This window comes from Yoonia maritima (assembly GCF_043641945.1).
Classification (GTDB): domain Bacteria; phylum Pseudomonadota; class Alphaproteobacteria; order Rhodobacterales; family Rhodobacteraceae; genus Yoonia; species Yoonia maritima_B.
Map to the genome: position 1 here is coordinate 122,721 of NZ_JBHZRX010000006.1, position 15,468 is coordinate 138,188.

At 55.0% G+C, this 15,468-nt stretch carries 12 protein-coding genes; 9 read left to right on the forward strand and 3 right to left on the reverse strand.

Going from position 1 to position 15,468, the window contains the following annotated elements:
* The first annotated feature begins 11 nt into the window (after window positions 1-11).
* The 6 genes from ACHUEV_RS13895 to ACHUEV_RS13920 all read left to right on the forward strand — a co-directional run bounded on the left by ACHUEV_RS13895 (window position 12) and on the right by ACHUEV_RS13920 (window position 8,098).
* Window positions 12-1,799 carry a hypothetical protein gene (locus ACHUEV_RS13895; RefSeq protein ID WP_394180843.1) on the forward strand — a complete coding sequence of 596 codons (1,788 nt, stop codon included), beginning with the start codon at window positions 12-14 and terminating at the stop codon, window positions 1,797-1,799.
* Window positions 1,800-1,835: 36 nt separating this feature from the next.
* Window positions 1,836-3,830, forward strand: a complete 1,995-nt coding sequence (locus ACHUEV_RS13900; protein ID WP_394180845.1) for a hydantoinase/oxoprolinase N-terminal domain-containing protein — start codon at window positions 1,836-1,838, stop codon at window positions 3,828-3,830.
* Window positions 3,831-3,925: 95 nt separating this feature from the next.
* Window positions 3,926-4,534, forward strand: coding sequence for a CDP-alcohol phosphatidyltransferase family protein (locus ACHUEV_RS13905; protein WP_394180847.1), 609 nt, complete (start codon window positions 3,926-3,928; stop codon window positions 4,532-4,534).
* A 13-nt stretch (window positions 4,535-4,547) separates the two neighbouring features.
* Window positions 4,548-5,747, forward strand: coding sequence for an ABC transporter substrate-binding protein (locus tag ACHUEV_RS13910; RefSeq protein WP_394180849.1), 1,200 nt, complete (start codon window positions 4,548-4,550; stop codon window positions 5,745-5,747).
* A 25-nt stretch (window positions 5,748-5,772) separates the two neighbouring features.
* Window positions 5,773-7,464 carry an ABC transporter permease gene (locus ACHUEV_RS13915; protein ID WP_394180851.1) on the forward strand — a complete coding sequence of 564 codons (1,692 nt, stop codon included), beginning with the start codon at window positions 5,773-5,775 and terminating at the stop codon, window positions 7,462-7,464.
* Window positions 7,457-8,098 carry an ATP-binding cassette domain-containing protein gene (locus ACHUEV_RS13920; protein ID WP_394180853.1) on the forward strand — a complete coding sequence of 214 codons (642 nt, stop codon included), beginning with the start codon at window positions 7,457-7,459 and terminating at the stop codon, window positions 8,096-8,098. Before ACHUEV_RS13915 ends, ACHUEV_RS13920 begins: the two co-directional genes overlap by 8 nt.
* Here the strand turns inward: ACHUEV_RS13920 and ACHUEV_RS13925 are convergent.
* Both ACHUEV_RS13925 and ACHUEV_RS13930 read right to left on the reverse strand, forming a co-directional pair.
* Complete coding sequence (locus tag ACHUEV_RS13925) at window positions 8,095-9,177, reverse strand: THUMP domain-containing class I SAM-dependent RNA methyltransferase (RefSeq protein WP_394180855.1); 1,083 nt, start codon at window positions 9,175-9,177, stop codon at window positions 8,095-8,097. The two genes, ACHUEV_RS13920 and ACHUEV_RS13925, sit on opposite strands and share 4 nt — an antisense overlap.
* A 69-nt stretch (window positions 9,178-9,246) precedes the next feature.
* Window positions 9,247-10,605: a tetratricopeptide repeat protein gene (locus ACHUEV_RS13930; RefSeq protein WP_394180857.1), complete on the reverse strand. Its 1,359-nt coding sequence runs from the start codon at window positions 10,603-10,605 to the stop codon at window positions 9,247-9,249.
* A 158-nt stretch (window positions 10,606-10,763) separates the two neighbouring features.
* On the opposite strand from ACHUEV_RS13930, the gene ACHUEV_RS13935 reads away from it, so the two are divergent.
* A complete protein-coding gene (locus ACHUEV_RS13935; protein WP_394180859.1) occupies window positions 10,764-11,288 on the forward strand; it encodes a CAP domain-containing protein in 525 nt (174 codons plus the stop codon).
* A gap of 7 nt (window positions 11,289-11,295) precedes the next feature.
* Here the strand turns inward: ACHUEV_RS13935 and ACHUEV_RS13940 are convergent, their stop codons facing one another.
* Complete coding sequence (locus ACHUEV_RS13940; RefSeq protein ID WP_394180860.1) at window positions 11,296-12,048, reverse strand: methyltransferase domain-containing protein; 753 nt, start codon at window positions 12,046-12,048, stop codon at window positions 11,296-11,298.
* Between the two features lie 62 nt (window positions 12,049-12,110).
* On the opposite strand from ACHUEV_RS13940, the gene gloB reads away from it, so the two are divergent.
* Both gloB and clpA read left to right on the forward strand, forming a co-directional pair.
* On the forward strand, window positions 12,111-12,887 hold the full coding sequence (gene gloB, locus ACHUEV_RS13945; protein ID WP_394180862.1) for a hydroxyacylglutathione hydrolase: 777 nt from the start codon (window positions 12,111-12,113) through the stop codon (window positions 12,885-12,887).
* A gap of 179 nt (window positions 12,888-13,066) precedes the next feature.
* The gene (gene clpA / locus ACHUEV_RS13950; RefSeq protein WP_394180864.1) at window positions 13,067-15,394 is read left to right on the forward strand and encodes an ATP-dependent Clp protease ATP-binding subunit ClpA; all 2,328 of its coding nucleotides are present in this window, start codon (window positions 13,067-13,069) and stop codon (window positions 15,392-15,394) included.
* The last annotated feature ends 74 nt before the right edge of the window (window positions 15,395-15,468 follow it).

The window sequence follows — 15,468 nt, forward strand, 5'->3', positions numbered from 1 at the left end:
AACCGTTTTATATGAATAGCAATCCCGTACTTCGTATTCTGAAGGCCAAGGCATTCCTCCTTGTCGTCATCGGTGCGTTAGCGCTAGCAATTTCTAAATCCATCGTTGCTGGCATGGCTATGCACGAAAACTTTGCGACGAAGGGCAACGACGATATCATGCGTTTGCTGACTGTTCGCGATTGGTTAGCGGGTCAGGGATGGTATGATGTAAGGCAATACCGTCTGATGCCGCCGGAGGGTGTTTCACTACATTGGTCTCGTTATATTGATGCTGGCATATCTGCAATCATTCTGCCTCTGACTATGTTCGTACCTATGGACACTGCTGAGCAGATTGCCGTCACAGTTTGGCCAACATTGGTCTTGGTTGTCAGCGTGCTGGTCGTCGGGTTTGGATCGCGCCGAGTTTTCGGCACGACAGCGGCTTGCTTCGCAGTGCTTTGCATTGTGCTTTGGCCGCTAACAGCGGATTTGCATTCCCGTGCAGGCAATCTTGATCATCACAATATTCAATGGCTCATGATGGTCATAATGTCGTTTGCCGTCATTTGGCCCAACCATCCACGCAAAGCTGGTTTCATTGGAGGGATCGCTGCGGCGTTTTCACTAGCAGTTGGTTTGGAAAGCCTCGTGTTCATTGTGGGTGTTGGGATTATCGTATTTGTACGTGCGGCTCTCAGTTCTACGCAAGAAAGTCGAAAATTTTTGGCTACGTTTTGTACGACTTTGGGCCTCGGTTGTGTTGGTCTTTGGTTCGGGCAGACAGGCCCCGCGGATCGTGCCGTTCTGATGTGCGACCAGTTAGGCCCGCCTACCCTACTGATGGTTGGTATTGCAATGATCGCAAGTCTTTTCGTTGTTGTCTTGGCCAATCGTCAAACCAATCCCTTTTTGAATCTAGGGTTGGCTGCCGGAGTAACAATTGCAGGGCTGCTGGTTGCATGGCCAATGCTTGCCCACTGCCTAGCGGGACCTTACGCGCAAATCCCAGCCGAGCTTCAAGAGTTGATTGCGACACAAGTGACTGAAGCTAAGCCGGGCTTGGTCTATGCACGCACGCGTGCCGCGGCAGCATTGGTTTTCACCATCCCAATCTTTGTGGCGGTAGGGTTTGGGCTCATTAAATGGTTCGGTGAACGCGATGGTTCAGTTAGGGTCAAACACGCACATAAAGCTCTTGGTTTGCTTTTGCTGATGTGCATGATCGGCATTCCGATGATGTTTCTTCAAATGCGCACTGTCATCATCGCAGCTGCTGTCGCCCCAATGATCGGTGGCGTCGTCATGGCCGACAGAATAGGCCAGTATCTTGGCTCTCGTAACTTAAAAGATGGCCTAGTGGCATTGGTCATTGGCCTTATGCTACTTTCTCCTAAGACAATCGTTCGATCTGTGGCTCCAATCTTGCCATCAAGTACGGGCGGAGGGAACTCGGCACAAGACGACTGTCGTAGCTACAAGTCTTTGATAGCCCTGAATGAGGTTCCATCTACTGTCATCTTTACTCATATCAACTTTGGACCTTCATTAATCTGGGCGACGCATCATAGTTCGCTTGCTGCTCCCTATCACCGCAGCGCGGATGCGTTCTTGAATGGGATCGTTCCTTTTCAGATGGAGGAGGCGGACTTCGTCAGTTACGTCCGAGATACGACTGCGACCCATCTACTCTTGTGTCGTGGGTTTAATTATCAGAGCGAGTATGTTCGTGGGCTCGCGAGCGGAGGAAGCGCGGAGTGGTTGCGTCGCGTTCCTGTGTCGAGTGAGGATCAGTTGTTGTTTGAAATATTGCGCTAGTTTATGGCCATAAGTCGAACCTAAAGGGCGGCTTTGATGGCATATCTATTGGGCGTGGACACGGGTGGCACCTATACTGATGCTGTAGTGTTGGCCGAAAAAACGGACACAGTCGTCGCAACCGCGAAGGCGTTGACGACGCGCCCTGATCTTTCGCTTGGCGTCGGTGCGGCGATTGATGCGGCTTTGGCAGAGGCGGGAATCGCGACATCGGATGTTGCGATGGTTTCTCTTTCGACGACACTTGCAACGAATGCTTTGGTTGAAGGCCAAGGTGGTCGTGTTGGCCTGATCGCCATCGGCTTTGATGATGCGGACTTGCAGCGCTCTGGACTGACTGAGGCCCTGGGCGGCGATCCTTTGATCCGCTTGTCAGGTGGGCACAACTATGCCGGGGCCGAATTGGCACCGCTTGATTTGCACGCACTGCGCTCTGCGCTGGACGGGATGGATGTCGAAGTCTCGGGGTTTGCGGTCGCGAGCAGTTTCGCTACTCGTAATCCTGCCCATGAAATAGCGATCCGCGACTTGATCCGACAAGAAACCGGAAAACCTGTGACGTGCTCGCATGAGCTATCCCAATCATTGGGTGGGCCAAAGCGAGCGCTTACTGCGGTTTTGAATGCACGATTGATTGGCATGATTGACCGGCTGATCACGGCTTGCGAGGGTCATTTGCACATGCGCGGAATTACAGCACGGCTGATGGTGGTTAGGGGTGATGGTGCGTTGATTTCTGCGGATATCGCGCGGGAAAAGCCGATTGAAACGATCCTGAGCGGTCCGGCTGCTTCGGTTGCAGGGGCAAGTTGGTTGAGCGGCGAAACGGACGCATTGGTAAGCGACATTGGCGGGACCACAACAGACGTATGCCTGCTACGCGATGGTCGACCGATGCTTGACCCGCAAGGCGCGCGCGTCGGGCCGTTTCGTACGATGGTAGAGGCCGTCGCGATGCGGACGACCGGGTTAGGTGGCGACAGCGAGGTACACATTGTTGATGGGCTGGTTTCTGCGCTTCGGCTTGGGCCGCGGCGATTGATGCCAATATCGCTGGCAGCGACCCTGTACCCAGATCCGATTCATGCCGCGTTAGACCGTGCGTTGGCCCACGATATACCTGCGCCAGATGGCGGACAATTTGCGATCCCGCTGTGGAAAGAGCTGCCAGATGGGTTGGATGCCCGCGAAGGCGTCATCGCAGAAAGGCTGGAGTCGGGGCCACTGAGATTGGGCGAAGCGGTACAAAGCCGGACAGAAAACCCCGCAATCGGTCGTTTGATTAATCGCGGTCTCGTTATGCTTGCTGGTGTTACGCCGTCGGACGCGTCGCATGTGTTGGGCAAGCTGGAGACTTGGGATAGGGACGCTGCTTACAAGGCGTTAACGCTGTTCGCCCGCCGCCGCACAGGCGTGGGTCAACGGATCGCGCCAGATGCCGGGGTGCTAGCGAAAATGATCGTCGATCAGCTTACCGATCAAACGGTAGATTGCTTGCTGCAGGCCGCGTTTGCAGAAGATGGGATTGATGGTGACCCTGCCAATCTGGCCAAGCATCCTTTGACTATGGCGGGGTTAAATGGCCATGAAGGCGTGCTGCGGATGAAGTTATCGCTTGGGGTACCTGTCGTCGGGCTTGGGGCGTCGGCCCATGCGTATTACGATGCAGTGGGCAAACGATTGGGCACAAAAATGATCGTGCCCCAACATGCAGATGTCGCGAACGCTATTGGCGCGGTCGTTGGGCAGGTGCGCATGCAGGTCAGCGGTTCATTGATCAGCGACAGCGGCTTTACGGCCCATTTGCCAGACGGGCCACAGCGTTTTCCAAGCAAAGACGCTGGGCTAGAGGCGTTGGAACGGGCGCTTACAGAAGCGGCCAAAGCTAAGGCTATAGCGGCGGGTGTTTCGGTACCACGCGTCACAGTGAACCGCGAAATCAAAGAGGCCGAAGTCGAGAGCCAGCAAATGTTTATCGAAGCAACGCTGCGTGTGACCGCGAGTGGTCGGCCACGTATCGCGCATAGCTAATGTGTCAAGAATAGACGATTTTCTCACATTCATGTCAGCCAGATTGCGTCGGGTGGGCGCATCGGCGACAAGATACATGCCTTGGGGAGGTATGAATGCTCGACCGTTATGCACGCACGTTGATTGACCCGCCGCTGAACCATATTGGTCGGGGTCTTGCGGTGCGTGGGGTTACGGCCAATGGCGTGACGCTTGTCGGGCTAGCCTTTGGCATCTTGGCTGCATTATCGATTGCGATGGGGGCGCCTTGTCTGGCGCTGATCCCCCTATTGGCAAGCCGTTTGGCGGATGGCTTGGATGGTGCCGTTGCACGGGCCAGCGAGAAAACGGACTTTGGCGGCTACTTGGATATCACCGTGGATTTCCTGTTTTACGGGATGATCCCAATGGCGTTCGTCTGGCTGTCGCCCGCGACGAATGGCGCTGCGGGTGCGTTTTTGTTGGCGACGTTCTATTTCAACGGTGCCAGCTTTTTGGGTTACGCAATTCTGGCTGAAAAGCACGGCCACAAGACCACGGCGCAAGGTCAGAAATCGCTCTACTACTCGAACGGCATTCTCGAAGGCACCGAAACGATCGCGTTCTTCGTCTTGCTTTGCTTGCTACCGACGTATTTCGCCCCGCTATCATGGGTCTTTGGCGCGCTTTGCTTTGCGACCGCAACACTTCGGCTATACGCCGCGAAACAGATATTCACCGAATAAAGGATCAATCTTGATGAAACACCTTGCTGTTCTGGCCGCGCTCTTGGCGCCTTTGCCTGCCCTGGCTGATGTGAATTCCGCCGACTGGGATGCCGTTCTGGCCGAGGCTACAGGGCAAACCGTTTATTGGAATGCATGGGGTGGATCGACCACAACCAATGAATTCATCGCATGGGTCGGTGACCGTGTGTCTGCAGAATACGGTGTCACGCTGGAACATGTTAAGCTGACTGACACAGCCGATGCCGTTACGCGTGTTCTTTCGGAAAAACAGGCGGGTGAAAACGACGACGGCGCGATTGATATGATCTGGATTAACGGGTCCAACTTTGCCGCGATGAAAGATGCGGACCTACTGTTTGGCCCCTATGCCGAAGACTTGCCAAACTGGGCATTGGTCGATGCCGAAGGCAAGGCAGTGCAAACTGATTTCACTGTCCCCGTCGAAGGATACGAGAGCCCTTGGGCCATGGCCCAAGTGGTATTTGTCCACAACACCGCGACGATGCCTGATCGGTTGGGTTCCATGCAGGCGCTACAGGATTGGGCGCAAGCCAACCCCGGCCGTTTTAGCTATCCGCAGCCGCCGGATTTCTTGGGCACAACTTTCCTAAAGCAGGTTTTGGTCGATATTTTGGATGATCTTTCGGTTCTCGCTGCGCCTGAGACCGACGAAAACTACGATGCCGTGACCGCGCCATTGTGGGCTTATCTTGATGAACTTACGCCAAACCTATGGCGCGAAGGCAAAGCATATCCAGCGACCGGAACAGCGATGTTCCCACTGATCGCGGATGGTGAACTTGATCTGTCGATCTCCTTCAGCCCGGGTGCTGCGTCTACAGCGATTGCGAATTATGAACTGCCTGACACAGTTCGGACCTTTGTTTTGGACAAGGGGACAATCGGCAACGCGTCATTTGTGGCGATCCCTTATAATTCCGGGTCCAAAGCAGGCGCGATGGTCGTCGCAGACTTTTTGCTGTCGCCAGAGGCTCAAGCCCGTGCACAAGACCCAGCTATCTTGGGGTATGGAACCGTGTTGAACATGGATGCGCTCACCGCCGAAGATCGTGCCGTCTTTGATGGGTTGGAATTGGGTATCGCGACGCTGACACCAGCCGAGCTTGGCACTGTTCAGGCTGAGCCGCACCCAAGCTGGATGACACGCATCGCAGATGACTGGTCAGCACGTTACGGTGTTGCGCAATAAGCGCGATCTTGGGACGTTGATACATATGCAACGTCCTATTTTGCCCCTGCTGCCTGCGCTGACCCTTTTGCTTATGCTGGGGCCAGTCGTTGCGGGCATTTGGGGAACACTGCTGCCCGCCTTCGGACATTTGCCGGGCGCGGGGCTGACAGGGCCGTCGTTGGAGCCCTTTCGCGCGTTGTTCGATTGGCCCGGCCTTCCGCGCGCTGCATTGCTGTCAATGACAACAGGGATAGGCGCAACTGTCGTATCCTTGGCTGTTGTTACCTTACTCTTGGCGGGGTGGTCGGGGACCCGTCAGTTTCGCGTTCTTGAAAGACTACTGTCGCCACTTTTGTCGGTGCCGCATGCCGCCGCCGCATTTGGTCTGGCGTTTTTGATCGCACCGTCTGGATGGATTGCGCGGTTGCTGTCTCCCGTCATGACGGGCTGGGACCGGCCACCGGACCTTTTAATTGTCCAAGACCCTTTGGGCCTGACAATGATGGCCGGTCTTATCATCAAAGAAATCCCGTTCCTGATCTTGATTAGCATCGCGGCCCTTGGCCAAGCGCAGGCACAAAACAGTGTCACAATCGCCCAAACATTGGGATACGGCCGCGTGACAGGTTGGCTCAAGACGGTGTTTCCACGTGTCTATGCCCAGATCAGGCCACCGGTATATGTGGTGTTGGCCTATTCGATGTCGGTCGTTGATGTCGCGGTGGTACTTGGACCAAACACACCTCCAACGCTGTCGGTGCAGATCGTGAAATGGATGTCGGATCCGGACCTTTCTATGCGCCTGTTGGCTGCGGCTGGTGCGATTATGCAGCTTGCGTTGGTTGTCGGCGCGCTCGCGTTTTGGCGGACGGGCGAGATCGTTGTCGCCCATTTCGGTCGACGTTGGATTGCATCAGGTGCGCGTGGAAAATGTGACCCTATTATTAGCCAAGTCGCCCTTTTTTCAGGTGGGGTATCGGTCTTGGCGGTGCTGTTTGGGCTGGTCGTCTTGGCGATCTGGTCGGTCGCGGGTTATTGGAGCTTTCCAGATGCGTTCCCAGACGGGTTCACTTCACGCAATTGGACGCGGCATGGGCCAAGCGCATTCGCGGCCCTTGGTGAAACTGCGTTTATTGCGATCGTCGTGGCGATTAGCGCGTTGGTTTTGACCATCGGATGCCTAGAGGCCGAGTATCGCCACGGGTTACGTGTAACACAGCGGGCGGTGTGGTTGCTTTACCTGCCATTGCTGGTTCCGCAAACGGCGTTTTTGCCGGGCTTACAGACACTAATGCTAGGGATTGGGGCCGAAGTCGGGCGGATACCTGTCATGCTGGCGCATTTGGTTTTCGTATTGCCCTATGTGTTTTTGTCACTTTCCGATCCATTTCGTGCATGGGACACCCGGACTGGAACGGTCGCCGCAGCATTGGGCGCAAGCCCTGATGGCGTGCTGTGGCGGGTGCGCCTGCCAATGCTTTTGCGCCCAGTATTGACTGCACTTGCCGTTGGGCTTGCTGTTTCTGTGGGGCAATATTTGCCAACGCTATTGATCGGGGGCGGTCGTGTCGCGACCCTAACGACCGAGGCCATCGCGCTCGCGTCAGGTGGCGACCGCCGCGCGATTGGGGTGTATGGTTTAATGCAAACGGGTGCCGCGTTGTTACCCTTTGCCATGGCGCTGCTGATCCCAACGTTGGTCTGGCGAAATCGAAAGGGTTTACGGCATGAATAAGGGTCTATTCCTGCAGAATGTTGAAATTTCGAACGGTGCACAACCGCTGCTAACATTATCACACGACATCGCACCGGGCGAGGTTTTGACCATTATGGGTCCCTCAGGCGTGGGGAAATCGACGCTGCTGGCTTATATTACGGGCACCCTGTCAGCCGACTTTGCTGCAAGTGGCAGGATTGTTTTGGATGGCCATGACATCACACATGCACTGGCGCACAGGCGACATGTCGGCATATTGTTCCAAGATGATCTGCTTTTCCCGCATCTATCCGTCGCTGCAAACCTTGCGTTTGGGCTGGCACCGGGGGGGACACGGGAAGAGCGACGCAAAAAAATTGCGGAGGCATTGGCCGAGGTTGATTTGGCCGGCTTTGAAGATCGCGATCCCGCGACCCTATCTGGGGGACAAAAGGCACGTGTTGCTTTGATGCGGATGCTGTTGTCAGAACCCTGTGCGTTGCTGTTGGATGAACCGTTTTCGCGGCTTGATACCGCATTACGCGCGCAGGTTCGTGATTTGGTGTTCGCACGGGCAAAGGCCCGTTCACTGCCTGTGTTGATGGTGACCCACGACGCCGAAGACGCCCGCGCCGCAGGTGGTGAAATCATCACATTGGAAGTGCAGAGTTAAAGCGGCCCTGTTTGGAACAACCAGACCTTTAACCCGCCATGCGGAACGGGCGCGCCTTTGGGTTTGAACGGCAGGCCAGTGGCCTTGGCGAGCCCGACGTCGCTTGTGATGATCCCGACGCGCCAACCGCCAAACCGTTCTTTGAGCGTCTGACCTAGGCTACCGTACAGTCCAAACAGAAGTTTGGGATTCCCGATCCGGCCACCATAGGGCGGGTTGCAGATGATCAGGCCGGGTGCTCCGTCAGGGCGTTGCAGGTCGGACACCGGATGGTTTTCAAAGGTGATCAGGTCATCGACACCAGCGCGCAATGCGTTTGCTTTGCTCATCCGGATGGCACCCGCGTCGCGGTCGCTGCCGTAAAAATGCTGTGCCGTTGGCTTTGGCGATTGTTTGCGCATGTCTTCCCATGCTGCTTGATCAAAGCTGGCGAGCTTTTCAAACGCGAAACTGCGTGACCGACCTGGGTTCAAACCACGCGCGATTTCTGCCGCCTCAATCGGAAAGGTGCCAGAGCCGCACATAGGGTCTATGACAGGCTCGTTTCCGTGATAACCACATTCACGCAAGAACAGCGAAGCCAGCGTTTCACGCATCGGGGCCTTGTTCACTGCTTCTTTGTGACCGCGCTTATGCAGGCTTTCGCCAGATGTATCGAGGCTGATGGTCACCCGGTTGTCGTCTATACGCGCTTTGATTACGATCTCGGCCTCGGGGCTGATCGTCATGCCGTGGCTTTCGCGTAGTGCGGTTTCGATCCGCTGTGTCGCAGCGCCAGCGTGATAGATTTTGGATTTCTTGCTCGTGCTAACTTCGACCCTAACAGGCACATTAGAGTCTAAAATGTCACCCCAAGGGAATTTGCGCGACCGTTTGTCGAGCTGCGCCAAATGGAACGCCATGAATGAACCGACCCGCGCCAAAACCCGCGTCGCACCGCGCATGGTTAGGTTAGCACGCCAGACGTCTGGCCAACCGCCCATGACTGTCACCCCACCGGGTGTGACTTTGGCATCAAGAAACCCGTTTTCTATCGCTTCTGCGTGTAGTGCAGATTCGAGTCCGGGAGTGGCGGTCATGAATATTTCAAATTGGCTCATTCGCTGTGCATAGGGCCAAGCACGACGTTGGCGCAAGGCCCGTTCATGCTAGAACGTGGATTGGATACCAACACGCGCCTGAAGTTGTGACGTCGTAAATTGGGTGACGTTCGATTCAGTGCGTGTTGCCGTCACCGTAAGGGTCGGTGCGAAACCGAAATAGGTAACGTCATCGAAAACGACCGTACCACCAAGGCTGGCGTAGCGATCCCTGCGACCATCGAGCGAAAGGGTGAACTCTTCGTAGTTCTTGTACCCGATCCCAGCGGACACAGAGAGGCGCGTGCCTAACATTGGCTGGTGAAACCGATATTCGATGTTGCCCCAATAGTCGGTATAGGTGTCAGTTTCGAAAGCGGCATCATGTGAAAGCCCTGATAGCGTAACTGCGATCACGTCGTGGCTTTGCAGGCTGTGTTGGTGGACAGCCGAAAAATGCAGTACCTGAGTGTCAGAAATGATTGGGTTTCGGGCTGTGCGATCCTCGGCGCTGAGCCATAGGTTCAATATGTCGCGGTCACCATCGGGGATACTCTGTCCAAAAGACAACTTGGTGTAATCCCACAGCGGGTCACCGCCAAACCAAACTTTACCGGCATGCACCCCTACGCGTGTCGGACCCCATCCGTCGTTCAGGAGGCGGCTGTGGTTCACGGATACCTCGGTGACGATCATCGCGTAATCGCTACCTGAAACCTCTGGCACTTTTGCTTGCGACTGGGATGACAGTGAAAAGGTCCGGCCAAATAGATAACCCTGGATTTGCGTTACCTGCGTTTGGTCACGCGAAAGCGCGTAGGTTGCGAACAGGTCGCCTGCGAATTCAATGCCGCTTAAGGCAAGGCTGCTTTCGGGAAGCAGAAATTCGACGTCTAAACCTTCAAGGAAAAACGATTCTGCTTCGGAACCGTTATTGATGTTGTCAGACGGCGCGACGGAAAGGCCAAGATTCACGGTGAGTGGGTTTGCGACACGAATTCGCGCGAATTCCTGTGCCACGGTTGCTGTCTCTTGCGGGGTGTCAGCATCATTTGCAGCACGCCTTAACCACCATTGGGCACGCGTGTATTGCCCTAGTTGAAACCGCGCGCCGGCCACGATGCGGGCTGCCCGTAAGCGCTCATCGTTGTCTTTGGCAAATTGATAGGCTTTTCGTGCAGTTTGCGCTGACTCATCATCGCGACCAAGATCCGCATAGGCCAACGAGATGATGATCAGCGCGGCATAGTTTGATGGATCACGCGCAACTACATCCTGCACGAGTTCCAGTGCAAGTTGCGGGTTCCCTTCGACTAACGCTTGTTCAGATTGCGACAGTAAGTCTTGGGGCGCAGGCACGGCGCCCGCGACGTTGGTCGTGAAAGACATCAAGGCAGTGAGGGCGATGGCGAGGAATGAACGCTTCATGAGGTTACCGGTAATATGCCCCCAACAGACCGGCAACGATTGGATCACATTGATCCTATGATCGGCGTCATGCCGCCAGCTTTCACGGCTTTGGGGAAACGGCTTTGCTGCTCAGTCCAGTATCGCTACGCATTTCGTAGGCTAACTGAGGTGACGCAATGAAGTCCTATCTAGCAGTAATCGCGATATCAGTATTGGGTGCGTGCAGTAGTGGCTCCTCAGGTTCAGGTGGGGCCACGCCGGGAGCACCGACGGCGCCAACAACCCCAACCACACCAACTACGCCAACAGTGCCAACCACTCCGGTCGATACATCCTTTCGGGGGATGCTAAACGATGTGCGCGCTACGAATGGCGCGGGCCCATTGTCCTATGACGCCCGTCTAGGGGCGGCGGCGCAGGGCCATGCCGACGATATGCTGGCGAATAACTACTTTAGTCATACTGGGTTGAACGGCTCATCGCCCGGGGATCGCATTACAGCGACTGGATATGTTTGGCGGACTTACGGTGAAAATATCGCAAAAGGTCAGACTTCAGAAGAACAAGTTCTGCAAGGCTGGACCAATTCACCAGGGCATCATGCGAACAACATTAACCCAGCATTCGAAGATTACGCATTGGCCAAGGCGGGATCGGGCAGTAACACCTATTGGGTGTTGGTCCTCGCGACTGAAATGTAGCTTGATGTCATGCCGTTTCAGGCTTCGGGACTGGTTTCGTAATCCCTTCCAGCGCGCGGAGCGGTCGCTTTACTGTCTCGGACAGGCCAGTTGGCGTTGGCGCGGCCATTTGTTTTGTGACCTCGACCATCAACACGCCGCCTGCAGCAATCAACGGCACAGCGTGTCCGACCCGTTCGATCAGCCCTGCCGATTTGCGCCAAATGCGGCCGCTAGAGGGTGGTTGATACAAGGTCGAAAGCGTCCGCTCGGTCACGAACCGATGTTTGCGCAGTTGCGATTCCAGCTGGCCCAGCGAATAGGGCCGCCCATAGCCAAACGGCGTCTTGTCAGAACGGGACCAAAGCCCAGCACGGTTGGGCACAATAAATACGGCCCGTCCGCCGGGTCCAAGAACGCGCCATGCCTCTTCCAGCAACGCAGTAGGCTGTTCGGTGGTGTCCAGCCCATGCATCATTACCAACTTATCAACATGTCCGGTTTCAATTGGCCAAAGCGTGTCTTCACACAGCACACTTTGGTTTTTCTCGCCCGGTGGCCACGGCATCACACCCTGCGGACCCGGCATCAAGCCAATGACACGCCGGGCATCCCCCAAATAGGGGCGCAGCAGTGGCACAGCGAAGCCAAAGCCCACAACCATCTGACCTTTTGCCTCCGGCCAAATTTGTGTCAGCTCGTTGCGGATCACTTTTTGGGCCGCGCGGCCAAGGGCGCTTCGGTAGTAGAATTGGCGCAGGTCCAAAACATCAAGATGCATTACAGTTGCAGTTCCTTGGGCAAAGTTTACGTTTAACCATAGCAACAGAAAGGCACATTGCCATGGGAAACACTTCAGCAGCGTTAGAATTGGTCACTGTGCCATGCTTATCGGACAACTATGCGTTTCTTGTTCACAATGCGCAGACTGGTGAAACGGCTTTGATCGACGCACCAGAACCTGCGCCAATCCAAGCGGCGTTAGATGCGCGTGGTTGGGTTTTGTCAGATATTTTGTTGACCCACCATCACCCGGATCATGTCGGCGGTGTCGAGGCGCTGCGCGGAAACGCCCGCGTGATCGGCGCGAAGGCCGACGTGCATCGTCTTCCGCCGCTCGACGTGGAAGTAAGTGAAGGCGCAATGCTGACTGTTTGCGGCACACAAACCGATGTGTTTGATGTTTCCGGCCATACCATGGGTCACATAGCATTTTACATGGCCGAGCCGGGCTTTGCGTTCACCGCAGATAGCCTGATGGCGCTGGGATGCGGGCGACTGTTCGAAGGTACACCGGGGCAAATGTGGGACAGCATGCAAAAACTTCGGGCACTACCAGACGACACGGTGGTTTGCTCTGGGCATGAATATACAGAATCGAACTCGCGTTTCGCTCTGTCCCTTGATCCTGAGAATTCAGCACTTATCTCTCGTATTGATAAAATAACTGCGGCACGCGCGACCAATCAGCCAACGATTCCCTCAATTTTAGGCGATGAAAAGCGGACAAACCCGTTTCTGCGGGCTGACGATCCTGCTTTTAAGGCAATCTTAGGGATGGAAACAGCGACTGACGTCGAGATGTTCGCAGAAATACGCGCAAGAAAAGACAGATTCTGAAGGCCGTTTTACCCGATTGGGCCAGAATTTCGCGCAAAAGCCACTTTTCACAGGTTTTGTGAAGATGAATCGGAAAAAAGTCCTTGAAGGTTCCGGCATAAAACCAAACCTTAAGGATAAGAGGCCACGGTAGGTTTGTGCCCCGCACAAGCAGACCCACGATGTGAAGGAGCACAAAAGTGCCATCATTTTCGACCACACTTGAGCAAGCAATTCATGGGGCGCTCGCCCTAGCGAATGCCCGCAAACACGAACTTGCTACGCTGGAGCATCTTTTGCTCTCGCTGATAGATGAACCTGACGCAGCACGCGTAATGCGCGCCTGCTCGGTTAATCTGGATGATCTACGCAAGGATCTAGAAGATTTCATCGAAGACGACCTTTCGACGCTGATTACAGATGTCGAAGGTTCTGAAGCCGTGCCAACAGCCGCGTTCCAGCGGGTGATCCAGCGCGCGGCAATCCACGTGCAGTCATCTGGCCGTAGCGAAGTAACTGGCGCCAATGTTTTGGTCGCAATCTTTGCCGAGCGCGAAAGCAACGCGGCCTATTTCCTGCAAGAACAGGATATGACGCGTTACGATGCGGTGAACTTTATCGCGCATGGCGTCGCAAAAGACCCTGCGTTTGGCGAATCGCGCCCGGTCACGGGATCACCTGAAGACGGTGAAACGATCGCTCCTGGTGGTGAAGCCGAAGAAAAAGAAAGCGCACTTGCAAAGTACTGCGTTGATCTGAACGTGAAGGCTTCTAAGGGTGATGTTGATCCGTTGATCGGCCGTACCCACGAGGTCGAACGCTGCATTCAGGTGTTGTGCCGCCGCCGCAAGAACAACCCACTTCTGGTGGGTGATCCCGGCGTAGGTAAAACCGCGATTGCCGAAGGTCTGGCATTTAAGATCGTGAACGAAGAGGTGCCAGAAGTCCTGTCTAAGGCGACAATCTACTCGCTTGATATGGGTGCTTTGCTGGCCGGAACGCGTTACCGCGGTGATTTCGAAGAGCGGCTGAAGGCCGTAATGACCGAGATGGAAAACCATCCGGATGCGGTGCTGTTCATCGACGAAATCCACACCGTGATCGGTGCGGGTGCGACATCTGGTGGGGCGATGGATGCGTCCAACCTGCTGAAACCTGCCCTGCAGGGTGGCAAATTGCGCTGCATGGGTTCGACGACCTACAAAGAGTTCCGTCAGCACTTTGAAAAAGATCGCGCGCTGTCCCGCCGTTTCCAAAAAATCGACGTAACAGAGCCATCTGTGCCGGATTCGATCAAAATTTTGCAAGGGCTGAAGCCGTATTTCGAAGAGCATCACAGCATCAAATACACTGCTGATGCGATCAAAACGGCTGTTGAACTGTCCGCGCGTTATATCAATGACCGTAAACTGCCAGACAAGGCGATTGACGTCATCGACGAAGCGGGCGCGGCACAGCATCTGCTATCTGAATCCAAACGTCGCAAGACGATTGGCGCCAAGGATATCGAGGCTGTCGTTGCCAAGATTGCGCGCATCCCGCCAAAGAACGTGTCGAAAGACGATGCCGAGGTTCTGAAAGACCTCGAAAAATCGCTCAAACGCGTTGTGTTCGGTCAGGACACCGCGATCGAGGCGCTGTCGTCGGCGATCAAACTGGCGCGTGCTGGTTTGCGTGAGCCTGAAAAGCCAATCGGTAACTATCTGTTCGCCGGTCCAACAGGTGTCGGTAAGACCGAAGTTGCTAAACAGCTTGCTGATACGCTGGGTGTGGAATTGCTTCGCTTTGACATGTCCGAATACATGGAAAAACACGCGGTTTCACGTTTGATCGGTGCGCCTCCGGGCTATGTCGGTTTTGACCAAGGCGGCATGTTGACTGATGGCGTTGACCAGAACCCGCACTGCGTGCTGTTGCTGGACGAAATGGAAAAGGCGCACCCTGATGTCTACAACATCTTGTTGCAGGTCATGGATCACGGGAAACTGACTGACCACAATGGTCGGACCACTGATTTCCGTAATGTGATCATCATCATGACGTCCAACGCGGGCGCTGCTGAAATGTCGAAGAACGCAATGGGCTTTGGTCGTGAAACGCGCGAAGGCGAAGATACCGCCGCGATCGAGCGGACATTCACGCCAGAATTCCGCAACCGTCTGGATGCGATCATCAGCTTCGGCGCGCTGCCGAAACCAGTGATCATGCAAGTGGTCGAAAAATTCGTGCTTCAGCTAGAGGCGCAATTGATTGACCGTAACGTCCATATCGAACTGACCAAGGCTGCCGCTGAATGGCTGGCCGACAAAGGCTACGATGCAAAAATGGGCGCGCGCCCACTTGGCCGCGTTATCCAAGAGCACATCAAAAAGCCGCTGGCCGAAGAGCTATTGTTTGGCAAATTGGTCAAAGGTGGGATCGTCAAAGTAGGCGTCAAAAAAGATGCGCTTACGCTGACCTATGAGGCGCCAGAACAAGGCAAGATCACCGATAGCGGTGATAAGCCACCGTTGCTGACTGCTGATTGATCCAACCAAAACGACTATCAAATGCCCGCCCTAATCGGCGGGCATTTTCCGTTAGTACCTCCAATTAGTTTAGC